The organism is Oceanococcus atlanticus (assembly GCF_002088235.1).
GTDB lineage: Bacteria > Pseudomonadota > Gammaproteobacteria > Nevskiales > Oceanococcaceae > Oceanococcus > Oceanococcus atlanticus.
In genome coordinates, this window is the sequence record NZ_AQQV01000001.1 from 883,217 (window position 1) to 908,120 (window position 24,904).

The 24,904-nt window shown below is 59.0% G+C and carries 21 protein-coding genes; 12 read left to right on the forward strand and 9 right to left on the reverse strand.

Annotation, left to right across the window (positions count from 1 at the left end; genetic code table 11):
• Window positions 1–30 precede the first annotated feature (30 nt).
• A complete protein-coding gene (locus ATO7_RS04195; protein WP_146680137.1) occupies window positions 31–1,608 on the reverse strand; it encodes a hypothetical protein in 1,578 nt (525 codons plus the stop codon).
• A gap of 127 nt (window positions 1,609–1,735) precedes the next feature.
• Between ATO7_RS04195 and ATO7_RS04200 the strand changes: the two genes are divergently transcribed.
• The gene (locus ATO7_RS04200) at window positions 1,736–2,392 is read left to right on the forward strand and encodes a DUF305 domain-containing protein (protein WP_083559810.1); all 657 of its coding nucleotides are present in this window, start codon (window positions 1,736–1,738) and stop codon (window positions 2,390–2,392) included.
• A 56-nt stretch (window positions 2,393–2,448) separates the two neighbouring features.
• A complete protein-coding gene (locus ATO7_RS04205; protein ID WP_083559812.1) occupies window positions 2,449–3,870 on the forward strand; it encodes an LVIVD repeat-containing protein in 1,422 nt (473 codons plus the stop codon).
• A 9-nt stretch (window positions 3,871–3,879) separates the two neighbouring features.
• Here ATO7_RS04205 and ATO7_RS04210 read toward each other — a convergent pair whose 3' ends face one another.
• On the reverse strand, window positions 3,880–4,311 hold the full coding sequence (locus ATO7_RS04210) for a hotdog fold domain-containing protein (RefSeq protein WP_206044783.1): 432 nt from the start codon (window positions 4,309–4,311) through the stop codon (window positions 3,880–3,882).
• 122 nt (window positions 4,312–4,433) lie between these two features.
• Here ATO7_RS04210 and ATO7_RS04215 point away from each other — a divergent pair, with 122 nt between their 5' ends.
• The gene (locus tag ATO7_RS04215; RefSeq protein ID WP_083559814.1) at window positions 4,434–5,051 is read left to right on the forward strand and encodes a TetR/AcrR family transcriptional regulator; all 618 of its coding nucleotides are present in this window, start codon (window positions 4,434–4,436) and stop codon (window positions 5,049–5,051) included.
• Window positions 5,052–5,066: 15 nt separating this feature from the next.
• Here the strand turns inward: ATO7_RS04215 and ATO7_RS04220 are convergent, their stop codons facing one another.
• A complete protein-coding gene (locus tag ATO7_RS04220) occupies window positions 5,067–5,477 on the reverse strand; it encodes a hypothetical protein (protein ID WP_083559816.1) in 411 nt (136 codons plus the stop codon).
• Window positions 5,478–5,714: 237 nt separating this feature from the next.
• Here ATO7_RS04220 and ATO7_RS04225 point away from each other — a divergent pair, with 237 nt between their 5' ends.
• From ATO7_RS04225 to ATO7_RS04245, 5 genes are all read left to right on the forward strand, one after another.
• The gene (locus ATO7_RS04225) at window positions 5,715–6,350 is read left to right on the forward strand and encodes a TetR/AcrR family transcriptional regulator (RefSeq protein ID WP_083559818.1); all 636 of its coding nucleotides are present in this window, start codon (window positions 5,715–5,717) and stop codon (window positions 6,348–6,350) included.
• The gene (locus ATO7_RS04230) at window positions 6,350–8,698 is read left to right on the forward strand and encodes an efflux RND transporter permease subunit (RefSeq protein ID WP_083559820.1); all 2,349 of its coding nucleotides are present in this window, start codon (window positions 6,350–6,352) and stop codon (window positions 8,696–8,698) included. The genes ATO7_RS04225 and ATO7_RS04230 overlap by 1 nt, the downstream gene beginning before the upstream one ends.
• Complete coding sequence (locus ATO7_RS04235) at window positions 8,679–9,470, forward strand: outer membrane lipoprotein-sorting protein (RefSeq protein ID WP_083559822.1); 792 nt, start codon at window positions 8,679–8,681, stop codon at window positions 9,468–9,470. Before ATO7_RS04230 ends, ATO7_RS04235 begins: the two co-directional genes overlap by 20 nt.
• 6 nt (window positions 9,471–9,476) lie before the next feature.
• Window positions 9,477–10,730, forward strand: coding sequence for a hypothetical protein (locus tag ATO7_RS04240; RefSeq protein ID WP_083559824.1), 1,254 nt, complete (start codon window positions 9,477–9,479; stop codon window positions 10,728–10,730).
• Between the two features lie 85 nt (window positions 10,731–10,815).
• Window positions 10,816–11,340: a GNAT family N-acetyltransferase gene (locus ATO7_RS04245; protein ID WP_206044827.1), complete on the forward strand. Its 525-nt coding sequence runs from the start codon at window positions 10,816–10,818 to the stop codon at window positions 11,338–11,340.
• Here the strand turns inward: ATO7_RS04245 and ATO7_RS04250 are convergent.
• The 5 genes from ATO7_RS04250 to ATO7_RS16725 all read right to left on the reverse strand — a co-directional run bounded on the left by ATO7_RS04250 (window position 11,337) and on the right by ATO7_RS16725 (window position 21,188).
• A complete protein-coding gene (locus ATO7_RS04250) occupies window positions 11,337–12,764 on the reverse strand; it encodes a class I SAM-dependent methyltransferase (protein ID WP_206044784.1) in 1,428 nt (475 codons plus the stop codon). The genes ATO7_RS04245 and ATO7_RS04250 overlap by 4 nt on opposite strands.
• Before the next feature lie 312 nt (window positions 12,765–13,076).
• Window positions 13,077–13,679, reverse strand: coding sequence for a hypothetical protein (locus tag ATO7_RS04255; protein WP_146680138.1), 603 nt, complete (start codon window positions 13,677–13,679; stop codon window positions 13,077–13,079).
• Window positions 13,680–13,684: 5 nt separating this feature from the next.
• A complete protein-coding gene (locus ATO7_RS04260; protein WP_206044785.1) occupies window positions 13,685–17,620 on the reverse strand; it encodes a YadA-like family protein in 3,936 nt (1,311 codons plus the stop codon).
• A gap of 317 nt (window positions 17,621–17,937) precedes the next feature.
• The gene (locus ATO7_RS04265; RefSeq protein ID WP_146680139.1) at window positions 17,938–20,415 is read right to left on the reverse strand and encodes a TonB-dependent receptor domain-containing protein; all 2,478 of its coding nucleotides are present in this window, start codon (window positions 20,413–20,415) and stop codon (window positions 17,938–17,940) included.
• 56 nt (window positions 20,416–20,471) lie between these two features.
• A complete protein-coding gene (locus tag ATO7_RS16725; protein WP_158523032.1) occupies window positions 20,472–21,188 on the reverse strand; it encodes a response regulator transcription factor in 717 nt (238 codons plus the stop codon).
• Between the two features lie 226 nt (window positions 21,189–21,414).
• On the opposite strand from ATO7_RS16725, the gene ATO7_RS04280 reads away from it, so the two are divergent.
• The 4 genes from ATO7_RS04280 (at window position 21,415) to ATO7_RS04295 (ending at window position 24,337) form a co-directional block, all read left to right on the forward strand.
• Window positions 21,415–22,194 carry a response regulator transcription factor gene (locus tag ATO7_RS04280; RefSeq protein ID WP_083559834.1) on the forward strand — a complete coding sequence of 260 codons (780 nt, stop codon included), beginning with the start codon at window positions 21,415–21,417 and terminating at the stop codon, window positions 22,192–22,194.
• Window positions 22,195–22,507: 313 nt separating this feature from the next.
• A complete protein-coding gene (locus ATO7_RS04285; protein WP_158523033.1) occupies window positions 22,508–22,870 on the forward strand; it encodes a TonB family protein in 363 nt (120 codons plus the stop codon).
• Window positions 22,867–23,379 (forward strand): RNA polymerase sigma factor, encoded by a 513-nt coding sequence (locus ATO7_RS04290; protein ID WP_083559837.1) that lies wholly within the window; start codon window positions 22,867–22,869, stop codon window positions 23,377–23,379. Before ATO7_RS04285 ends, ATO7_RS04290 begins: the two co-directional genes overlap by 4 nt.
• Before the next feature lie 31 nt (window positions 23,380–23,410).
• Entirely contained in the window at window positions 23,411–24,337 is a 927-nt protein-coding gene (locus tag ATO7_RS04295; RefSeq protein WP_083559839.1) for a FecR family protein, read from the forward strand.
• On the opposite strand, the gene ATO7_RS04300 is transcribed toward ATO7_RS04295, so the two are convergent.
• Entirely contained in the window at window positions 24,327–24,899 is a 573-nt protein-coding gene (locus ATO7_RS04300; RefSeq protein WP_083559841.1) for a TMEM165/GDT1 family protein, read from the reverse strand. The genes ATO7_RS04295 and ATO7_RS04300 overlap by 11 nt on opposite strands.
• Window positions 24,900–24,904 lie beyond the last annotated feature (5 nt).

Here is a 24,904-nt window from a genome sequence, read left to right on the forward strand (position 1 = left end):
GCGCCACGCGCGAACGGCCTTAGCCTGAGATCACGGCAAATCAATCGGTGTTGGGCATGCGTAGCCAGGCAACTTTTGCAGCGCGGCGATCACATCGGCGGTCAGATTTCCCAATGCCAACGCACCGGTATCGGCCTCAAGCAAGGCTTCAATGGTGTTGCGAAAACCGAGTACGGCATCGTCCAGATACTCAACTGACAGACGCGTTTCGTCATCGCGCGGTGAATGGTGAAACCATCCGCCACCCGTCATACCAACCACTGGAATATGCATAGCGTAAGGGGCCTGGGATTCGCTGCCATTGAAAATACCTGCGCGCACGGTGCCAATCCCCTGATTGCTCATCAAGCGCTCAAATGCGTCGATCGCAAGGTTCTTCAGATAACGATTTTCCGACACCACTATCCAGCGCCGCATGGAGGGTTCGCCGGTATCAACGGCAACCCCGTTGTCCTCATGGTAACCACGACTGGCTAAGCCGGTGCCCAGATGCACGTAGGCGGTCACACGCTGCGCATCCAGACAGCGCAGCGCCCGCTCCAGACCAAAGCCCATGGTTTCGTGAGCGCCGGTTGCGACGAAGGCCAGAGTGACTGGCGGCGGCCCGAACCGGCGGGCTTGCTCGGCAAAGTAGCGCGCCAGATAAATCAATGCCCCGACACCGGGGCCGCGCTCGGAAGCGGCCTGAAACCACGCGTTCATAGGCGTGCCGATCACAATCATGCGTGAGTTGTCACGCCCGGGGATAAACGCGTAGGTGTTGTAGGAACGACTGGCCTGCACGCTGCCATCAACAATGAGGGTGGCCTGCTGACCTTCCATCGCCATCAGCTGCTCACGGTCCTGCCGCCCGACGATCAGGGTGGGTAACGCCTGCATTCCCAGCGCAGCGTCATAGTTCTGCGCGATGATGTCGTTGTCCGGTCCGGGCAAGGCATAGACCGCCCCCACAGCCCCGGCCCGCTGCAAGGCCGCAAGCTTTTGCTCCGCATTCTCTTCGCTGGCATGGATATGGCGCAGGGAACCGAGAATCGCAATTTTGCCGTCCAGCGAGCCAGCCAACGCGCGCTGCAGCAAAGAGCCATCGACCAGATTGACCAGACGGCCGCGAACACCTTGCGCGCCGGTCACGCCCTGGAAATGCCAGGGATAGGTCGCCGGCGCGAACACGCCACCCTGCCCGTCCTCTACGCTCAGTGCGTAATGCGCAGGTGCAAAGCGTGGCCAGTCAAAACTCTGCTGCTGAACATATTGCACACCCTCAATCTGCTGCAGTTGCCCCAGCATCCAGGCATGCACCGCTTCACCACTTCGGCTACCGGTACGTGCGCCGCTCAGGCACAAGTGAGGTTGGCGTCCAGGGTCAGACGTCAAACATTCGTCAAACCGCTGCGGGTCACGCACCACCGCCATATAGTCCTGCAAATGCGCGTATGCGGTTTTTCCCGGTTCATCCATCGGGTGACTGTAGGGCGGAGGATCCGAAAACCCGTGCTGCGGGTCGCCGCTGCGTCCGCCCTCTTGCTGGCAGGCCACGACTACGACGGCTGAAAACACCACCGCCACATGAAGCCGCCACGCGCCCATCCTTGGCACACAAGTGGTCATGAACAATTCATCAAAGTTATTAGTAGGTGGATTTTCTCACATGCTCATGACAGTTCGGATAGAGCAAAAACGCTGTACCTGACATCCGCCATACTGGCCCAGCCACCTGCAACCACCCACCGCCGCCATGAAACGTAGCTTTGCTGTATTTGCCACCGTGTCCGCGATCGCACTTGCGTTTGCTGTCGGCTGGCTTGGCCTGCAGTGGATATCACCCAAAGATCAGGACATGGCGCGCTCACATGCGATCGATATTGGCTTCGCGCAATTCATGAGCCGGCACCATCAACAGGCTATCGCCATGGCCCAGCTGATGCTGGATGGTCGCCCAAGCCCTTTGCGTCAGATGGCTCAGAACATTGCCTACACGCAACTGCTCGAGCTGGGTGAAATGCAAGCTTGGCTGAAGCTGTGGGGACAGCCTCTGCAACCCACGGGCACGAGCATGACCTGGATGCTGGCCGGCACAAATCCGCCAAGCCCTGAACTCAAGCGCTACCTGATTGAATGCGAACGCGCCCCCAGCGGTATGCCCGGCCTGGCCACGCTGGCGGAGCTGGAGCTGCTTCGTCATCTGGATGGGCTCGAGCGTGACGCACACTTTCTCGAACTGATGCTGGCCCATCATGAAGGTGGCTTGCCGATGGCGCGCTTCGCCGCGCAGTACGCAACCGAAAAAGTCGTCAGAGACCGGGCCAAAACGATCGCGCTCGAGCAGGCACAAGAGATGTATTTGATGCGTCGAACACTGGCCGCGATGCCAGCGCGTGCATCTCGCTCTTAGTCCTCGCGCAAATACGCCAGCGTATGATGACCCGGTGGAACTGGAGAGACAAAACAATGAACAACCACACTTGGACATGCTCACTCATCGCATGCGGCTGCATCCTGATTTCGGCCTGCAACGGCAACGGTGGTCGCGATAACAATGCAAGCATCGCCGATGGTCAGGCCACCCCCAAAGCGATCTGCGGCCCGGGCTCCAACCCGGAAACCGGCATGCAGGGCCGAGTCAGCCGCGAAGATCATGACAGTGGACGTGCCGCCCAAGGTTATACCTGCAACACCGAAGTCATCGGCAGCTACACCACTCCCAATGCCATAGGCACCGTGGGTGGCTTTAAGGTTGAGCGCTACGTCGACACGCAAGGTCGCGAGTGCGCCTACTACGACACCACATTGCTCTACCCAAGCAATGCGCTGGACGCCAATGCCGGCGTCAATGTGCTGGATATGAGCGACCCGACCAATCCGGTACTGACCGCGCGGCTGGTCACCCCGGCCATGCTCTCGCCGCATGAATCGCTGGTCGTTTCTCAGCAAGGTGGCGTGCTCGCCGCCGTTCTGGGTAATCCGGCCTTCTACCCGGGCATCGTCGACGTTTACGACCTGGCCGAAGACTGTCGCAATCCGGTTTTACGATCATCCGCACTGGTCGGCTTTCTCGGCCACGAAAGCGGCATGTCGCCGGATGGAAAAACCTTCTTCTCGGCCTCGCCCAGCACCCCGACGCTGACCGCTGTCGACATATCCCAACCCTTGTTGCCAAGGGTGTTGTGGTCGAGCAATTACACCTCTCACGGCCTATCGATCAGCGCCGACGGCAATCGCGCTTACCTCGCGTCCGGCAATGATCATGGCGTGCTGATACTGGACATCTCGGAGATTCAGGCGCGCCAAGCGAACCCGCAAGTGCGTGAAGTGTCATCGATATCCTGGGACAACCAGACCATTCCACAAAATGCCATACCGTTCACCCGTGACGGCAAACCCTTTCTGCTGGAAATCGATGAGTACTCCACCAATGGCGCAGGTGGCAGCGTGGCCTTCCACGGCACTACGGTAGGCGCCGGGCGGATCATCGACATCAGTGACGAAACCCAGCCCGTGGTGATTTCAGATTTGCGCCTGGAGGTCCACCAACCCGAAAACCGCGACGAAATCGCCAACGATCCCGGCGCACAACTGCCCATCCAGGGCTACGCGGGCCACTACTGCAACGTGCCCAGGCGGGTGGATCCGGATATTGCGGCCTGCAGCATGATCGTTTCAGGCCTACGCATTTTCGACATCCGAGATCCCTACAACCCACGCGAGGTGGCCTACTTCAACGCCCCGGTGAGCCCGCGCATCACGCCCATTTTTGAAGCCAGCAACTGGGCCATGTCCAGCCCCTCATTCGTTCCCGAGCGTAAGGAAATCTGGTACTCCGACGGCTACAGCGGGCTGTACGTGCTGCGCGTAACCAATGACGCCTGGTAACGCACAGCGCTATTTTTTAGCCGAGACCCACATGGCGATTTCCATACGCGCCACCGATACACCGTGAAGATCCTGAATATCGACATGCGCCACAAACTCGCCAGATTCAGGCCAGACCTCCGGCAGTTGGCCTGATGCCTTGGCGCTCAGATCGGTGGTGGCTTTTTTGAGGTATTCAACCTTCATCCCCTTGGGAATCCATCGGTGAGTCGTGGGTATGCTGACATCGGTCATCATGCCCCCGGCAAGCTCCGCCATATTGCACATGGCGATGGCATGCACGGTACCCAGGTGATTGAGCACAGCCCGATGTTTTTTGACCTGGACTTCAGCGGCCCCGGGCCGCAAGTCTGCCATCAGCGGCTTGATTGAACTGAAATAGGGCGCCTTGAAACACAGGGCCTTGCTGAACAGCTGCCGCCCCATAGGCAATGCACTCATTTTCTGGAACAGCGCGAGATTTGCTTGGATGTTATTGCTCATACTCATCAGTGAGGATTGCGAAACTTGCAATAGAATTTAGTTCTAGAACATTATTCTGTCAATGCTGAGGAGAGAATCAGGTGGAGCCAGCCTTTGAACGCGCATACCCCGGAGCCCGAAAAGCCACCAAACGCCAAGTACTGAGTTGTGCGCTGGAGTGCTTTGATGAGGCGGGGTTCGACGCGGTCACCATTGACGACATCCGGCAAAGGTCCGGCAGCAGCACGGGCACCATCTACCACCATTTTGGCAACAAGGAAGGTTTGGCGGCGGCCATTTATCTCGCCGCACTGGACGACCAGCAAGCCGGCTTCGAGAGTGCATTTGAAGCCGCAAACAGCGCACAGGAGGCCATCGCCGCGTGGATCCGGGTTTACATAAGCTGGATCGTGGACAACCCCCGCTTGGCACGTTTTATGTTCCAGTCGCGAAAGAACGTCGCGCAAGGCGGCTCAAAAAGCCACCTGAAAGACCGAAACGACAAGCGCTATGCGGCGCTGCAGGATTTCCTGCGCAGCGGTGTTGAATCCGGACTGATCCGCGCTCTACCGGCCGAAACCTACGCCTCGCTACTCATCGGGCAATCGGAGAACTACTGCCGCGCCTGGCTGTCCGGGCGGGTCAAAACATCACCCAACGAGCACGCAGGTATTTTTGCGGATGCCGCGTGGCGCTCCATCGCGGCTGGCCCGAACTGACTTCAGCCAGGGCCCTCAAACGTGCCGGCTGACGTGATAAACGGAGCCATACCAGGCGACCCAAGACGCCGGAACCGAAATCAGCCCGTATTGCCAGGAGACGCTGTTCAGGCTGCTTTCGAACAAATACATCTCCAAGCCCACGGCGACCAGCTGAACCAGCACAAAAAACAGCAGGAACGATGAAACCAGCCCCAGCTTCAGGAGCGCAACAACAGCCAGCATCAGCGCTCCGCCAGGCAGAGCCACCAGTGCGGCCACAATAAAACTCAGGCTCGCGATCAAAACCAGCTCAAACCCGATTGAACGGGCCGCAATCGCGACCAGCGCCGCGTGAGCTAATGCCGTAAATAAGGACGTCGCCAATGCCGCTGGAACCAGACGCTGGAAAAGGGATGATCTGTCTCGCATGCCATGCGCACTCATCGGTTCACTTTTAGGGTTGTGATCAAGCCAGCCCAAAATACCTCATTGCCCCCTCGTCCTGGTTCAATAGCTGCGCTTCGACCAAGCTGATTGGGCGACCAATGTGACCCGCTCCGCCGAATCCGCGGGCGATTGTCTCAGCCTTCAGGACCGTCGGCGCCATCTGCAGCACGGGCATCGGCAGGTGGCGATGCCAGGTGATTGAAACTGGCGCGATCAACATACATACTAGTCGGTATGGAATCATCGCAAAGCAGCAAACGTCAGCCCGATCAGACCCGCCAGCGCCTGCTGGAATCGGCCTTTGAAGAAATACACCGCAATGGTTTTCGTGGTGCCAGCCTGGAAACCATTCTCAAGGAAACCGGGGTCACCAAAGGCGCGCTTTACCATCACTTCGGCAGCAAATCCAAACTCGGACTGGCGGTGATTGATGAACTGATTCGCCCGTTCGTGGAAGAAAACTGGAAGCCGGTACTGGAAGCGGAAAATGTCATCGATGGCGCCATCGCGCTGACCCGCCGCCTGACCCACGAACGCAACGATCTGGCTCTGCAATTGGGCTGTCCGTTCAACAATCTGATCCAGGAAATGTCACCGATCGACGAGGACTTTCGTGCCTTGCTGAACGGCATTCTTCAGACCTGGCGCAAAGGTGTGGTCGACGCTATGACCCTGGGACAACAGCGTGGTCAGGTTCGCGATGATATCGACCCGGTCGCCACGGCCGATTTCCTGATCAGCGCTATAGAGGGTTGTGTGGGCCTGACCAAAGCCTCGCACAGCGACGCGTTTTACAAGAACGGCATGCAAGGGCTGGAGCAGTTTCTGGAACAGCTTCGCCCGGATCGCCCGCACAACGAGCACGACTGATGAGCAAAGCCCTGGATGCCTGGACCCAACGCTACGCGCAGACCGTACTTAAGCACCGCTATCTGGTGTTGATACTGTCACTTGCAGCCTGTGCGGCGATGATCGCCGGCGCGACCAAACTGACGTTCTCGGCCGACTATCGGGTGTATTTCGGCGCCGACAACCCGCAGCTGAACGCCTTCGAGGAAGTACAGAACGTCTATTCCAAGATCGACACCACGCTGTTTGTGATCCAGCCGCCGGGGGATGACGCTTTCAACCCCGACACGCTACAAATGGTGCGCGAGATGACCGAGCGCGCCTGGCAGATCCCCTATGTGATCCGGGTCGATTCGCTGAGCAATTTCCAGCACACCGAAGCGGTGGGCGATGATCTTCAGGTTGCCGATCTTGTCCCTGAATTCGACACCTTCTCGCCCGACGAACTGGCTCGCATCAAGCATATTGCCACCAGCGAGCCGTTGCTGCGCAATCGCCTGACCTCGCCCAGCGGCCATGTTCTGGCCCTGGCAGTCAATCATCAATTCTCCGACGATGCGGTCAGCGAAGTGACCGAGGCCGTGGCCGCCGAGCGTGCGCTGCGCGACGACATGCAGGCCAAATATCCCGGCCACAAAATCGGCATGAGCGGCTCCAACATGATGAGCAATGCCTTTGCCGAGGCCTCGCAGGATGATGCCGCCACGCTGTACCCGGCGATGTACGCGGTGTTGCTGCTGATCCTGTTCCTGCTGCTGCGCTCCGTCACCGCCACCCTGGTCACCCTGGGCGTGATCCTGCTTTCGGCCGGTGCCGCCATGGGCATGGCCGGCCATCTGGGTTTTGTACTGACCTCACCCTCGGTGATTGCACCGGTGGTCATCACCACCCTGGCCGTGGCCGGCTCGGTGCATATTCTGGTCTCGATGTTTGCCGAGATGCGCGAGGGCAAAGGCAAGAACGAAGCGATGACCGAAGCCCTGCGCCTGAACTTCATGCCGGTGCTGCTGACCTCGGTCACCACCGCATTGGGTCTGCTCTCGATCAACTTTGCCGACTCCCCGCCGCTGGCTGATCTGGGCAACATCTCAGCCATGGGCGCCATCATCGCCTGGCTGTTGTCGATCACCACGCTGCCCGCCCTGATCGCGATGTTTCCGGTCAAGGTGCCGCCGCAGCGCCGCGCCTGGCTGTCGGGCCGCATGCAACGCTTTGGCGAGCTGATGTGCAAACGCCCGATGACCCTGCTGGTGGTGTCATCGGTGGTTGCCCTGGGCATCACGGCCCTGGCCCCGCTCAACGTGGCTAACGACAAGTTCGTGCACTACTTCGACACCAGCGTGGATTTCCGCAACGATTCGGATTTCATGGCCGAGAACATCACCGGACTATATTCCATGGAGTTCTCGCTCAAAGCCCCCGACGGCGTGGCCGACCCGGACTATCTGGCCAAGCTGGATGCGTTCAAGCAGTGGTGGCTGACCCATGACGAAGTCATGCAGGTCTCCAGTGTGTCGGACATTTTCAAACGTCTGAACAAGAACATGCATGGCGATGATCCAAACTGGTATCGCCTGCCGGAAAATCGTGAGCTGGCCGCCCAGTATTTGCTGCTTTATGAATTCTCGCTGCCCTTCGGGCTGGACCTGACCAACACCATCAATCTGGACAAGACCGCCTCGCGTTTCATCGTGGTGTTCGAGCACCTGAAATCGGCTGAAACCCGTGCCCTGGTCGACGAGTCGCTGGCCTGGCTGGAGGCCAACGCGCCAGAAATGGACGGCCACCCGGTCTCACCGGCGGTGATGTTCGCATTCATTGCCGACCGCAATTTCAGCTCCATGGCGATCGGTATTCCGCTGGCCCTGCTGGGCATCTCCATATTGCTGATCTGGGCCCTGGGTAGCGTCAAGTTTGGCCTGATCAGCGTCATCCCCAATTTGCTGCCGATGGGCATGGCCTTCGGGTTGTGGGCGCTTTACAACGGCGAGATCAACTTCGCCATGTCCTTTTCCATGGGCGTGGTGCTGGGTGTGATCGTCGATGACACCATCCACTTCCTGAGCAAGTACCTGCGCGCCCGGCGCGAACTGGGCCTGTCCACCGAGCAGGCCATCGTGTATTCCTTCCGCACCGTCGGCACCGCCTTGCTGGTCACCTCGATCGTGCTGGCCGCCGGTTTCCTGGTTCTGACCACATCGGCCTTCTACCCCACGGTGTCGATGTCCATGATCACAGTCATGGCCATCGTCTGCGCCCTGGTCGCCGATTTCTTCCTGCTGCCGGCCGTGCTTATGCTGCTGGACCGCGACCCCCAACCGAAAAACACCCAAACCGAGGAGCCCTCCGATGACGCTGCTTACGCCTAAGACGCTGCTGGTCACCGCACTGACCGCCCTGCCCCTGCTGGCGCAGGCCCAGACACCGGAAGAACAAGGCCTGGCCATTGCGGTGGAAGCCGACCAGCGCGATGAAGGCTGGGGCGATTCCGAATCGACCATGACCATGGTTCTGCGCAACAAGCACGGCCAGGAAAGCGTGCGTGAAATGCGCAACCGTTCACTGGAAGTTGATGGTGATGGCGACAAGAGCCTGATCATTTTCGACCAGCCCAAAGACGTGCGCGGCACCGCGCTGCTGACCTTCAGCCACAAGGATGGCAATGATGATCAGTGGCTGTACCTGCCGGCCCTCAAGCGGGTCAAGCGCATCGCCTCGAACAACAAATCCGGGCCGTTCATGGGCTCGGAATTCGCCTACGAGGACATCTCCTCGCAGGAAGTCGAGAAGTACACCTACAAGTTCCTGCGTGAAGAGCCCTGCGGCGAGCTCAGCTGCTTCGTCATCGAACGCTATCCGGTGGACGAAAAATCCGGCTACACCAAGCAGATCTCATGGATCGACAGCAGCGAATACCGGGCCCAGAAGATCGACTTTTATGACCGCAAGAAAAGTCACCTCAAAACCCTGACCTTCCACGACTACAGCCAGTATCTGGACAAGCACTGGCGCCCAGCGCGCATGGAAATGGTCAATCTGCAGACCGGTAAATCGACCACCCTGACCTTCTCCGACTACGCTTTCCAGAACGGCCTCTCGGACAAGGACTTCGATCAGGCCAGTCTGGCCCGCGCACGCTGAGTCTTTATGCATCGCATCGCACACATTCTCGCCACCGGCTTGCTGGTGGCGAGCCACAGCGCCGCCGCTGAGTTCTACCAGCAGCTGGATACCGAATGGAGTCTGGAAGCGCGCGCCTTCCCCGACAATGCGGCTTTCGCCAGCCAGAGCGACGGCCAGCTTTCGGTATCCCTGCTGAGCGAGTGGTACGCCGAATGGAACCGCGATTTCAGCGTCACCATTGCCCCGTTCGCACGTTTCGATGCGCAGGACGACGAACGCAGCCATATCGACTTGCGTGAGTTCTACTGGCAAGGCGTGTTCGACCGTGTGGAGCTGCGCCTGGGCATCTCCAAGGTGTTCTGGGGCAAAACCGAACTGCTGCATCTGGTCGACATCATCAATCAGACCGATGCGGTCGAAAACATTGACGGTGAAGACAAACTCGGCCAGCCGATGGTGCGCCTGAACTGGGCGCTGGGCGGCGTCAGCCTGCAGGCCTATGCCCTGCCCTATTTCCGTGAGCGTCCGTTTGCCGGTGAAGACGGCCGCCTGCGCGCACCGCTGCCGGTGCTGCAGGACGATGCGCTGTACCAGTCCTCGGATGAGCAATCGCATCTCGATTATGCCGTGCGCGTGCAGGGCTACGCCGGTGCACTGGATTATGGCCTGGCCTGGTTCAGCGGCACCGCGCGCAATCCGCAACTGCTCGCCGCCAATATCGTAAACACCCCCAATGGTCCGCAACCCACGGCCTTGCAACCGTTCTATGGCTTGCTCGATCAGCTCAGCGTGGATGCCCAGTACACGGTCGGTTCGTGGTTGCTGAAACTGGAAGCCGTGTGGCGCGAACAAGGCCTGCTGGCGCAGCTGCCGGGACAAGCCCCGCAGTTGATTGAGGTCGACTACGGCGCAGCCACCGGCGGCTTTGAGTACACCCGCTATGGCGTGTTCGAAAGCGCCTGGGACATCGGCTATCTGGCCGAATATCTGTGGGACGAACGCAATGATGCGGCGGACAACGGCTTCCAGAACGATCTGTTCCTGGCCACCCGCCTGGCCGCCAATGACGTGCTCGACACCACCCTGCTGGCCGGCGTGGTCATGGACCTGGATCGTGGCAGTCGTTTCATCAGCGTGGAAGCCAGCCGGCGCCTGGACGGCAGCACCAAGTTGAGCCTGGAACTGCGCCTGTTTAGCAACATCGACGCGCGCGACACGCTGTTCTACCCTTTGCGCCAGGATGACTACATCCAGCTTGAGCTGACCCGCTACCTCTAGGGCCGAGGCAGTGAACGACCAGACACTGCGCATCGAGTCGCTGCGCGGCCAGGATATCGCGCGTCACCTTGATGCGCTGGCCGCCATGCGCTGCAGCGTGTTTCGTGAATGGCCGTATCTGTACGCAGGCAGTGCCGCGTACGAAGCCGACTACCTCAAGGTCTATGTGGACTGCCCGCGTGCCTTGTGCGTGCTGGTCTGGGACGGCCCGCACTGCGTGGGCGCCTCCACCGCCATCCCGCTGAGCGAGGCCCCGCGCGACATGCAGCAGCCGTTCATCGACGCCGGCATGGCGATAGCGCAGATCGATTACTTCGGCGAATCGGTGCTGCTGCCCGCATATCGCGGGCGCGGCCTGGGCGTGCGCTTCTTCGAGCTGCGCGAAGCCCACGCCCGCGAGCTGGGTTTGACCGAGTGCGCCTTTTGCGCGGTCGAACGCCCGCCAGCGCATCCACTCAAACCTGCAAACCATGTGCCCAACGACGCCTTCTGGCAGCGTCGTGGCTACCAACGCCAAGCCCGCTTGCGCACCAGCCTGTCATGGCCGGACATTGGCGAGAGCGCCTCCAGCGCCAAGCCGATGACGTTCTGGATGCGGACGCTGGCTTAGGGCGGGGGCATAACCCCCAAGCGCTGCCACAACGGCAGCGTCTGGCCCAGGAACTTCTCGCTGAGCGTCTGAGCGTGCTCAAAGGCCTCATCCGGCACGCTTAAAACCTTGCCGCTCTTGACCAAGTTGCGCCCAGAGGCTCGCAAGCTATCGACCAATGCTGCCGCCAATTGCTTGCTATTCTGCAGCGGTGCCTGGCGTACGATGCGATAGAACGCCATGTCAGTGTCGCTCGCACCCAGGGCTGTAGGGGTATGGGCGCCAACCAAGCAGGTGTATGGCACAAACTCATCAATAACCTGTTGGCTGACCACATCATTCAACGCCTCTACACGTGCTGCCGCCGAATGAGCCAAGGCCAGATAGCCTGCATGCAGCAACATCGTCACCACCTGAATCAGCTCATGCACAGGTTTTTCTGTCATCGGGGCCAGGCTGGCCACATGATCGAGGGTGCGCGGCTGATCTAGCACCGCGGCGTAAATAGCCTGGGCCAGTGTGAAGTCGATTGTCAGATGCCCAAAACTGGTACTGATGCGGCAGACCTCGGTCTCATCCAGAGGCCGCCCAGCCACCACAGAAAAAGCCCCGAGCTGCGCCATGGATCGACGCTGAAGACGTGGGCCACGGCAGTACAAATCACGCCTAAAAGATTGATTCAGCATCAGGTCAATGAGTTCCTGGCGCATCACGTATCCCTCAGCACCATTGACAACCTCAGCCTGTTCCTTGGCCAGCAAGCCCGGCAAGTAGTTCTCCGGCAGAGTCGCGCTGCCGACATAACTCAGCTTGGCGGCCGCCAACTCATCGTGGACCTGAGAAAACCACAACGGATGCCAGTTCTCGTGCAAGTATTCCTGCACCAGATAGGCGCTGCTCTGGGTTTTCAGACTGTCCAGCCTGGCCTTCAAAGGCGGCATGGCTTGAGCAACGCCAGCCCCGGCCTGCACCAGGTTGTCAAACAAAGCGGCTCCCTGCTGAATAATCTGCTCGCCGCTGACTGAGGAAGCCACCTGCAGGCGCCGCAGCATATGTTGCAGAGGGATCGCCGACGTCCAACCCGGCAGCGTGTTGTAAGACACGTAGACCAAGCCACCAGGCTGCAGGGCACGATTCAGCAGCGCCACCAATGCCGCACGGATCGGCTCTGGCACCCAAGAATAAATGCCATGCATCACGGCGTAGTCAAACGCACCGAAATCGGCAGGCCAGTCCTCAGCCAGGACCGAAAAATCGGCTTCCTCGAAACGGATATTGGTCAGACCCGCCGCCTCAGCCAGCCCGCGCGCATGGGCAATATGTTCCGGGTTGAAGTCCACTCCGATGAACTCGCCCTGCGGATAAACGGCGGCCAATGCACACAATCCAAAACCCTGACCTGTGCCCAATTCCAGATAGCGAAAACCGCCAGTCAGTTCCGGCACCCGATAGCCATGAAGTAAGGCACCGAAATTGAGCCAATGAGGCGCTAATTCGCGATAGAAACCATGTGTGTATCCGCTTGATACGTTGTATCCGTGTGACCAGGCCACTGCGCCTTCCTTGCTTGGCAATCTTAAGGCCTTGAATCTAGTTCACACCGCACAAGCCCTTTGTAACGTCAGTAGACATTTCCTCCGCTTGGGTGCGGCCGTTACACAAAAAGAACGCCCCACGGTGGGGTCGCGGGGCGTAAGAGAGCGGTACCATTGATTTCTTTGTGGCGGGAAGCTGGCACCGCCGAGGTTTGCGTTCAGCTAGAGGTTGCGAAAGAACTCAAACAGATGTCCTCCCCAGCTAAAATCACTCAGGACCCAGACCGACTTGCGGCGGTAGAAGTAGAACGTCCAGGGGATCGGCTGTCGCTCGCTGCGCTCTATGTAAGAGAGCCGCATCAACGACTCACTCGGCTGGGTGCTGGTGACGAACTCGAAACCAAGAGTTTGGCCATAACGTTGCACAAAAGCCTCACTCGCACGTTGTTTGGTTGCGTCCTGAAACAATCTGTTTAACTCGGCGGACGACAGCACGGTATGCGGCAACATGGCGCTGTAGGCGGCATGTACATCTGTCTGGCCAATAGCACGCATGACATGGTTGGCCAGCAAACGCACATGCTCATCTGTGTGCAGCACGGCGGGCGGTGCAGACGGCACATCGCGCTGTGGCCATGCCTGCGCAAGTTGAGCAGGCAAACCCAAAGCCCACAGCAACGCGATTGCAAGCGCCCCACACAGCACCCACAAAGCGATCCAGCGCACACGGTCCCTGGTCACGCGGTGCACCGTTTGCGGCAACAAGCCGCCCCCATCACCACCAGAGGCTGGCGATGGGGATGGCGTCATACGATCGTCGCTCACACGCGTCACCAACCAATCGTGAAACCGGCCCCCACCATGGACTCGCCACCCGGGGCATAGGCACCACCAATGCGTACAGCACTGCGCTCGTTAATCAGATGGCTGAAAGACGCACCAACCGCCTGTGTATCACGGTAATGCCCTACCCCCATGCTGAACTGTGTCGTACCACGGACATCATGGGTTGGCGTCGCCAGGTTAAGCGCTGCGCTCATCGCGCCCAAAGCGTTGATTCGTCGCCCCTGCTGATAGAACGCATAATCCAGATCTGCTGTAGCTTCCTTGAGCTGTCCCAGGTTGACGGCATCCGTATCATCAACACCTGGAGCAACATTGGTGATGCGCCGGCGGTTATCCACGCTGCCGACAGAAACTGTATTCGCCTGATCAGCAACCGATCCATTGCCCAACGCAACACTGTTGTTAGCCGTGGCGACAGCATTGTTACCCAGCGCCGTTGAATGGGTGGCGCTTGCCGTTGCGTCATTACCCAAAGCGACGCTCTTATTGCCACTGGCCTCTGCACGGTTACCCAAGGCAACTGCGAAATTGCCACTGGCAACAGCGTTGTCGCCCACTGCCGTCGTATTGGTCCCGGTAGCTTGCGCACCGGTCCCTACAGCAACCGATGATTGGGCCAGTGCGCCGGCTCCAATAGCGACTGAATTGGATTCAACCGCTGTCGCACTGTGCCCCAGCGCAATGCCGCCATCTGACATCGCTCTTGCGTCCGTGCCAATACCAATACCGTTGTCGGCGGTTACGTCATCCTGCGTGTTGTTACCGCAACGCACCGAGTTCTCGCCGGCCCCTTGGCTACAGAACGCGCGGCCGTCAGTCCCGCTAGCCAACGCCAGGGCTTCATCTGCAACCTCATTGAGCTGGCCCATATTGACGGCATCGCCGTCGTCGATACCGGCAGCGACATTGGAAATAACCTGGCCACCAGCATTGTTTCCAACACCACCTCCCGTACCCGGCTCACCCTGCGGCCCCGCGGGTCCCTGAGGACCGGTTGGACCGGCGGGGCCCTGCGGCCCACTCGGCCCTTGAGGGCCTGCAGGTCCTGCGGGCCCTTGCGGACCGGGTGTTAGCGAAATGTTGTCAATCTGATTCTGCAAGTTGTTCAAATCGAGATCGACGGCCGCCAGCGCGCTGCCCACATTGCCATAGGTCGCGCCTTGGATACTGTAGACCGGTGCTACGATGCCACCGCTGCCGTCAATACTCGCCCTACCACCAAATAGATCCACAGCCGCGCGAAGCTGAGATACGTTCACCGCGTCTGTAAGCCCTATCCCCGCTGCAACATTCACAATGCGACGCTCGCTACCCGAGCGACCGACCGAAATCGTGTCCGCTACGTCGGCAAGCGAGTTCGACCCCAGCGCCACCGAGTTGGCTGCCGTGACTGACGCTTTGGTCCCGATCACAACACTATCGGCCTCGGTGGCTCGGGTGCGGGCACCCAGTGCAATCGCCCGATCACCGCTGACCAGCGTATCGACCCCCACGCTGATCGCCTCCTCGCCGCTGGTACGTGCGCCTACAATGTCGCCGTCAGTGGAATCGGCTCCAATCGCAATGCTGTACTTGCCTTCCGCGAATGCGTGGTCGCCCAGAGCTATTGAACGCCCGCCGGAAGCCACTGCAGCATTACCAACCGCGGTGGAACGCGCGCCGGTCACGATTACATCGTTGCCAACCCCCACGGAACCTGCCCCCAGGACAGCAGCACCGCTACCCACTGCGGTTGCCGTGGCCGTTGTGTTGGTATCACCGGTGATGGCATCACCGGTCATAAGCAAGGTAACGCCGGCCGATGTTGTGGTGCCATTTTTTACATCTACGGGCGCCGCACCGGCCCCCATTGCCAACGCGTCATTACCCAAGGCCATGTCCCGCTGGCCATTGCCAATCGCCTGTGCGCCATTTCCAACTGCGACAGCCGAGTTACCGTTTTTGGCACTGGCCATACTGCCAACCGCAACACCACCATTGTTGGCTGAAGCGGATGCGTCTGCGCTACAGGTCAAATCGGCACCGCTGCCAGTGCACAAACCAGCCCCACCAGGTGCAGCATCCAGCGCTGCAAGCGCAGCACCAACAGAGGTGTAGTTCTTGCCGTCCACCGTAAAACTGGTGCCACTCAGTGAGCCCGTTGCATCGACACTGGTACCGCCGCCCAGGACGTTCGCCACACTGCTCATGCTGCCGAACAACTGTGCGCCGTTGATCGCTTCACTGCTGGTCGCGCTCACCATTCCCTGATGGAGATTGCTCAACAAGGTCCCACCGGTCACCCCACCGTCGGTGGTCACTGGCCCGGTGAAGGTCACCTGATCTTTGATCTTGCTGTCGTACAGCACACCGAGCGAGCTGCCGCTGCCGGCCAAGGCTTCAACCGCATCCAGTGCCGAACCCACATCGTTATAAATGTTGCCGTCGATGTCGTAGTTGGGTGCGATGATGTTGCCCGTGCCATCTATGCTGGCACCACCACCGAATACATTGACCGTATCTTTGAGCTGCGAAACGTTAACCGCATCAGTGGCATTGACCCCGCGCGCAACATAGATAATCTGCCGCTGTGCGCTCGCATTGCCAACCGCGACGCTGTCAGCGCGATCGGCCGTCGACCCGGCCCCCAAAGCCACAGCGCTGGTTGCACTGGCTGCAACAACAGCCGATTGGCCAATCGCTACACCCGCACCAGCACCTTCCTTGACATCACTGCTGTAACCCAAAGCCAGCGCGTTGATGTCACGCGCATCGGCGCCGGCACCAACGGCCACCGCGCCATCCTTGTACGCGCGTGCGTTAAAACCATAGGCTGCCGCGTTCTCACCCAAGGCCGCCGCATCACGACCAACTGCCACGGCACTGACTGCAGTGGCCGCAGCGCGCGCGCCCACGGCAACAGCGTTTTCAGCTGAGGCTTCTGTATTGGTACCCAAAGCCATGGAATAGCGCCCAGACGCCCGGGCTGAACTGGCTTTGGTCTGGCCATTGCCGATAGCGATCGCCTCATAGTCTGTCGCCGCCGCATTGGCCCCAATGGCAATCGCACGCTCGCCATCAATGTAGTTTCCCGAACCTACAGCAACGGAATCTTCACTACCGTCGCCAATGCCAGAGACCGCATTGGACACCGCGTTGCCATAGCCCACAACAGTACTGCGCACACCTTCCGTCTTGTTGCCATAACCTGCGGCCAAACTGTGTTCAGATGACACCTCATTCACGGCACCGACAGCCGAGCTATTGCCGGCAGAGACAGTGTTTTGAAAGCCCGCAGCCAAACTCTGGCTCGCCAGCGCCTTGTTTCGGGCACCAACCGCAACCGCTCGATCGCCGGTTACGTGGGTATCAACCCCCATGGCAATGGATTCCTGACCCACAGCATGTGCCCCGACGACACCGGTATCGGTGGAATCCGCACCGATAGCAATGCTGTACTTGCCCTGTGAGAAAGCATGATCGCCCAAAGCGATAGAACGCCCTCCCGAAGCGACTGCTGCGTTACCAACTGCAGTGGCCCGCGCACCGGTCACGGCCACGTCATTACCAATACCAACCGAGCCCGCACCGACCACCGTGGCGCGACCGCCGATAGCCGTCGCGGTAGCTGTGGTCGAGGTATCCGAGGTCACCGGATCACCCGCATTGAGTAGCGTAACACCGGCAGATTTGCTGGTGTCGTTGGACACTTCGGCAGCCACAGTGCCGCCGCCCATGGCCAGCGCTTGAGCACCGACGGCCACCGAGCTTTGACCGCTGCCAACCGCTTGCGCATTGCTACCGTAGGCGGTGGAGCTGAAGTTCCCCTCGTCAGCAACCGCATTGCTACCACAGGCGGTATTGATCTTTGCTCCGCCATCGCTGGCCGCCGCCGCATCATTAGTCTGAGTACAAACAGCTGCTTCAGCTGGCAGCCCCACCATTCCCCCCACAGAAATAGCAGTGACCAACGCTTTTGAGGGCCAAGACATGGCATCTGCATGATGCGGTCGGATCAAGGTTTTAACCGCACAGCGCAGCGGACTCATTGTTGGTGCACTTTGCACCTGCTCAGCACGCAGATGTTTATCCCGCATTTAGCTTCTCCCTGGTTCAGCTAAAGTCAGCCAGCCACAGGCGCCCGCCAGCGGCTAGCTGAATAGAAAGTGATTTTTAACCATCACTCTATGGGGGATCAGCTGGGTTTCTTGTAATGCGGCTTAGAGTTTTGAGCGCTTGTGTAATGCTTTATTAGCCGCTACCAACGCGCACGAACAGACACGCGGTAACGGCGGGGCTCGCCATACAGGTTGGAACCAAAATCGAACTCACGCGCAACGAAGTAATGGCGGTCCAATATATTTTCGACATTCATGCTCACCGACCACCCTCGTGACACCGCCCAATGAAGTCGACCGTCCACGCGTGCATAACCCGGCTGAGACATGGCCGTGCGGATAAGCTGACCTTCGGCTGACATTTGAAAAATATGAAATTGGTTCGATCGACTTTGAGCATGCAGCCCGACGCCGAGCTCCAGGGGCCAGCGCCTGGAAGACCAATTCAGCCAACTCTTAAAGAGATGTTTCGGCACGGACTTATTCGCCGTTGCTCCGTGTTCGTACACATCCGCACCGGCAAACCAATTGCGATTGAACTGATAGTTCGTGGCAATACGCCAACGTGACCCGAGGCGCCCAGCAAACTCAAAGTCCAGACCCTGACTTAAAATGCGGTAGTCAGCGCCGCTGTCGTAACAGCAACTGGGATCGTCCTGTGAACTGCCAATGTATCGGTGTGGGTGGTTCAATTCGACGCGGTACCAAGACAGCATGGCTTGAGCCCGATCATCCAAGGCGGCGAATTTCAGCCCGACATCGAAACTACGCCCGGTCGAGGGTTTGGGTATGTTGCCACTCTCCGTGTGCATGCCCATGTTCGAGCTGTAGACATCAGCAGTGGAGGCAAACGCGCTCCACTTTTGCGTCAATTCGGCATTCAACGCGACGTAAGACAATGCATCGTGGTGATCCTCATCGCGCTCGAAGCTCTGTTGCCCTAAGCCCCGAGCCGACGAGATCTTGTTCCAGCGCCACGCACTTGTCAGCTCAAACCGCGGCCATAGCTTGAGGCTCAGCGCCAGCGTGACGTTTTCACGGTTCAAGGTACTGGTGTACCGATCGACCAGCTGATCCACGCTTGGGCGTGGGATCTCGGACGGCTGGAATTCGAAAAGGTTGAAGGGCTCGCTGTATTCCCCATTGTCGGCGTACACCACATCTTCAAGCTGCTCACGACTGCGTCCTGAACTCAGCACCAGCGCATGCTCCAGCCCCCACAATTCAAACAGGCGTTTGACCTGAATTCGAACCAAGTTTTGTCGACGATCACCGATAATCTGCATGGGGTAGGCAAACTCGAGTCCGTCGCCGGATTCGCCATCCAAATAGCCCACCAGCGAGGCGCTAAGTTCGTCAGTGTCTGTGACAACCTGATCCGCTCTCAACTCGATAAACCACACATCGAGCAGATGCGCATCCAGCGCCGCGAACAAGGTCCTTGAATTCCGATCATCGAATTGCCAAGGAAGCGTGAGCGATTGCGCGCGCGATAACTCGGCCTGATCGAGCTCCTGCCCGCCAAACCCCTCATCGGGCCATGGCGTTGCCCTTTGTCGCAGCCATTGCACGCCGCTGCGCGCCAAGACACCTTGCGCAACATCGGCCTCGGCCACCAGATAGAGACTTTGACGGCTCAGATCGCTGGTCGCATAAAAATAGTCCTTGCTGGTCATAGACAGCACCGAACGACCACGCAAGCGCCGGCTTCGCGTCAAAGGTCCGGTGACGTCGATCGTGACATCTCGAAATGACCATGAGCCCATGCCAGCCTGTATCCCAAGCTGCGGGCTATCGAGGGGACGCTTACGAACCAGATTCAGAAGCCCTCCCGGACCCGCATATCCAATTCCAACGCCATCGGAACCTCGCAAAAGCTCGACCCGATCATAGGCACTAAGGTCGCCCTCCAGCAGGTTATCGAAGCTGTGCAGCAAACCTCCGCCGTCCAGTTGAATGTCTTCCAACGGAAACGCGCGACCATGAGCTATGGTGCGATCAAGCGTGCGCTCATCCAGACTCAAACCGGGCAAGCGGTCCAGCGCGTCAGCCACATCAACGATGTGCTGGTCGCGCATGCGTTGCTGAGTCATGACGCTTACGGCACGTGGAATATCCCGCAAGCGGGTGGCCCCGAAGCCACCCAGTGAAGCGCCAGGCGCGGCGTAATTCACCAACTGCTCTGTTGCGAGAATATCGCTGCTTGCACCAACGCCATCCAACACGCCGGCAACAATTTCCACGGTTCCAATCGCCGCTAGCGGTTCTGGCCCAGGCCCGATCCGCACAGTGTGATCGGCAATTTCAAACATCAAATCCGTGCCACTGAGCAGCTCAGTCAAGGCTTGCGACAAGGAATAGCGACCGGACAGCGCCAATACATCGTGGTTAGCCAACAGCCCAACATCCACGATCAATTGAACATCGGTCTGCGTGGCCAGCTCAATCAACGCGCTGTCCAATGCGCCGGCATCAATCCTCAAATCAAAGACTTGGGCAAAAGCGGCCGAACAAAGCAGCAGCATAAGCGTGGCCAAAGGTCCACGCAGCGCGTTAATCATGATGTGCAACCGCTTGCCAGAATTACCAGCATGGCATTCTTGCACGCCCGCAAGCACAAACGCGCAGGACGTTACCGAAGCGCACAAAACGACATCTAACAAGCGTTTAGGGTTTAAACCACCACGACCCGCCCTGTGAATACATAACCGATGCCCCGCGCCGCCATAACCGGCAAACTCACTGCGCCAGCTCTCGCGGCTTTACGGCGAAGACGCGAGATCACCATATCCAGGTTACGACTGAAAACACGGACATCCTGGCGATCCAGCACGCGCAACAACTCATCACGACGCACCGGCTCACCAGGCTGATCAAGCAGGCGCCCGAGCACAATGTATTCGGCCAGCGACAGCTGAATGCTCTCCCCGGCAGGCGGACATAATGTCCATTGGGCGGGGTCAAACACCCAATGTGCCGGCCGCTGCGGACCCTGATCACTGGCGCGATCAGAAGACGCGTCGCCAAGCATCTGTAAGCGACGCTGAAGATTATCGATCAGCATATCCAGCTCGCGCAGGTCCACTGGCCGGCTGATCACGTGGTCAGCGCCTACCGTGAGCGCGAGAAGCCGATCATCGCGATTGCTATCGGCGGCGATCAAAATGACACCTGCATGACTGTTCATGCGCACCCGAGCCGTAACCGAAAAGCCGTTGTCTTGCGGCAAATCCAACGCGCAAACGACCAGATCAAAGCGCTGCCCGGCCAACAGTGTGTCCAGATCCTCAGCCCCGGGCTGGGCTGACACGGCAGCACCACGCGAGAGCAAATGCTGACGCGTTTTTTCGCGACTCTCTGTGTCGCCATCGATAAGCAAAATCTGGCGCATACCCATAGCCGAGCACCATCCTGGTGATATCTGCTGTCCCTTCGTACCCAACCATAGTCGATGAGCAGGAGGAGCCGGGTAACAAATTTTGCGCTTTTGAGCGTTACAGCACGCCTTGTTTGTGCGTTTTATCGTCCATTTGTGGATTTCACTGCGCTGATTCGTTCTATCTGGGGAACGCCGCACAAAAAGATACGCGGCGGCATCTATCTTGAGGGGAAGAACAATGAATGTGTTGCTGGTTATGGACGACTCGGCACGCGAATCAACAATGCGGCAAATCTTTGGCAAAAGTGCCAATCTCATCATCCGTGTCGCGAGTGCACGCGCGCTCAACGTGGCGCTGGCCGACCACAAGTTTCATGTCGCCATCTGCGATGCACGCCTGAGCAGTGACAACGTCTACACACTCGCAACCCGCCTACGTTTGGCGCAAATCCCCGGCACCATCATGCTCAGCGCACACGCAAGCCGGGAGGAACGGTTGCTGTGCTTATCCATCGGTATTGATCATTGCCTGTGTGAGCCACTCGACACCGTGGAATTGGGCGCGTTAGTTCGCAATCTTTACGATCGCGCGTGCCGCGCACTGCCGCCGGCCTTGTCGTCGACCATCGGCACGCCATCAAGCCGCGAGCTCGCACACAATTCATGGACGCTGGATGTGCGAGGGTGGGTTCTGCGGGCTCCAAACAATCAGACCGCGCAGCTTTCCATGGCAGAGAATCTCGTACTCGGGCAACTCTTTGAGCATGCTGGCGAGGTGGTCTCACGTGAGCACTTAACCGGCCTTCTATCCAAGCACCAGGTTCGTGTCTACAGCCGCAACCTTGATGCCATGATCTCGCGCTTACGCCGCAAAGCGCGTCAGCTTGATGAACAACATCCCTTGATGATTCGCTCGGCCCGCAACGTGGGCTACGTATTCACAGGCAATGGCGCTATCCTCAACCACGACATGGACACGACTTCACCTGGAATGAAACAACGTGCGGGGGCACGCTGAGAGGCGCAGCGCGCGTTCCAAACGGTTAGCGCTGTGGGCACTCAGCGGCACGCTGCTGCTTCACTTGGCAGCGGGCTTATTGCTGCATACGCTGCGCTTTGGAAACACGCCTCAGAGCGCCATGCAAGCGCCGCGCGTGCAGTTTCATATTCGGCCTGCAGGTGGCGCACACGCGCCCAAGAGTGTTGACCACACCGAAGAAGTGTCAGCAGCCTCACCCGCAACGCAAAAAGCACAAACCCAGGTCAGCGAGCGCATAAAAAAAACCACCCGGCGAAGCTCAGGCTTCGTGCTCCCACCTGATATTTCGGCATTGAACGAAATTGATACAGAAGAACCATCAAGCACCATCGACGCCGATGCTGAGGCGATCTGGGAGTCGGCGGTGCTGGCCCATCTTCAACGCCACAAACACTATCCAACAAGTGCCCGGCTGGCCCGCATGGAAGATCGAATTCAAGTGGATTTGAGCGTAGATAGAAGCGGCCGCATTTTGAGTCATCGCATCCGTGCCTCGCAGGGATTCGCAGTGCTCAATCAAGCCGTCAATGATCTCCTGCTGCGTGCCTCGCCCGTGCCTGCACCACCACCCAGCGTCTCACACCAGCGCTTGCAGTTCAGTGTTGTCGTGGAATTCACAACACGGCGCACGCAACCACCCTCGCCCGCTCAATGAACGCGCCAGCCAAAGGCCTGGATCTTGTCGATGTTTTTTTGCGGCTACGCCCTCAGCTGCGTGCCGTTCTAATCGCCCGCCTTGGAGATGCTCAGGCGGCAGATGACCTCCTGCAGGATCTTTTTCTGCGACTTCCGCGTGTCAGTGAAAACTTGCGCAATGCCGAGCAGGCACAACGCTACATGATGCGTATGGCCCGCAACGCGTCGATCGACCTTGCGCGCGGAGAAAGCCGGCGGGCCGAGCTATTACTTGATGCCATTGAATTGTTTGATCATCGCGTCCCCACCCCCGAAGACTACGCGCTGAGCACTGAACAATTAGAAACATTGGATGAAGCCTTGCATGAGCTGCCTGGAAAAACCCGAGACATGCTGATCTTGAGTCGCCTTGATGGCCTGACACACGGGCAGATCGCCGAGCGCCTTGGTGTCTCGCGGAGCTTGGTCGAAAAGCGCCTCGTGCAAGCCGTTCTGCATTGCCGCGCCCGTATCCGTGAGGACGATTGATGAGCATGGCCACCGCAAACGTTTATCCACTATGAGCGCCAAAGCACCTGCATCCGACAACACCGGCCAGGACACTGTCATGAGCCAGGCTGCGACATGGTTGGTTCGCATGACCTCAGGCGAAACCAGTGCAGCTCAACGTCGTGAGTTCGCGCGTTGGCGGGCTGCAGCGCCCGAACATGAGGAGGCGCTGGGCGAACTCAAAGCGCTGTGGGGTGAGTTCGGCCCAGTACTGCAGGAGCAAGCGCCAGCACGCCCCAGACGCATCTGGGCCACATGGGCGATTGCGGCGTCCGTGCTCATCGGCTTAAGCCTGTCATTGGTAAGCTGGTGGCACCCCCCTTACGACGCCGTCACTTCTATCGGACAGCAATACGCTCTCCAGCTTGCTGACGGCAGCTCCGTTACCCTCAATAGCAACAGCGCAATTCGCACACGCTTCAGCGCCGACTCACGCGAGATTGAGCTGGACCGCGGAGAAGTCTACGTTCAGGTCACACCAGACACTTCTCGTCTGTTTCGCGTGCTCAGCGGCGAGAGCACCATTGAAGTGCTCGGCACACGGTTTTCGGTTCAACGCATTGAGGGCGGCTCGCACATAGTGGTCGACAGCGGCAACGTCCGAGTTCGCCACCAGGACGATACGGTCACCCTGCATGCAGGCCAAAGTGTGTTCGCGCACCGCAATGGGTTGGATGCCGTGATCGAAACGGACACAGCGCGCGCGCTGGCGTGGCGCCAAGGCCGACTGATTTTTAAGGACACCCCAGTACCCGAACTCATTGCCGAACTCGATCGATACACTTCAGATCGGCTTGTGGTGTGGGGGGATCATGCGCAAAGCGTGAGGCTCAGTGCAGTCGTGCACATCGAAGATTCCGCGCAGTGGCTGGACAGTCTTGATGGGACTCGAGATCTGCACGTTTCACGCATCGGGCCGCTTGTGATCATTCGTTAATTAACGCAAGCCGAAGCAGCGCCAGCACACCTAGCAGCGCAAAAATCACAGCCGCCAGCGCGTGCACCACGCGTGTGGGGATCTTGCCAGCAACCCGTTCACCGAAATACACCACCGGCGCATTGGCCAGCATCATGCCCAGGGTGGTGCCGGCCACAACCATAAGCGTAGCGTCGTACTGCGCCGCCAGCGCCACCGTGGCAACCTGGGTTTTGTCGCCGATTTCAGCCAGGAAGAAGGCCACCAGCGTGGTGCCAAAAACACCGAAACGGGTGTGGTGGGTGTCGCCGTCGTCGAGCTTGTCCGGGATCAACATCCAGCCGGCCATCAATATGAAGGACAGCCCCAGCAACACATGCAAAGCTTGCGGGCCGAGCAGGCTGGTCAGCCACACACCAAACGCTGCTGCAATGCCGTGATTGAGCAAGGTGGCGAGCAATATTCCAAGAACGATCGGCACCGGCTGACGAAAGCGGGCGGCCAGCAGCAGGGCCAACAACTGGGTCTTGTCACCAATTTCCGCCAGCGCAACCAGGCCGGTCGAGATGAGAAAGGCTTCCATGATCA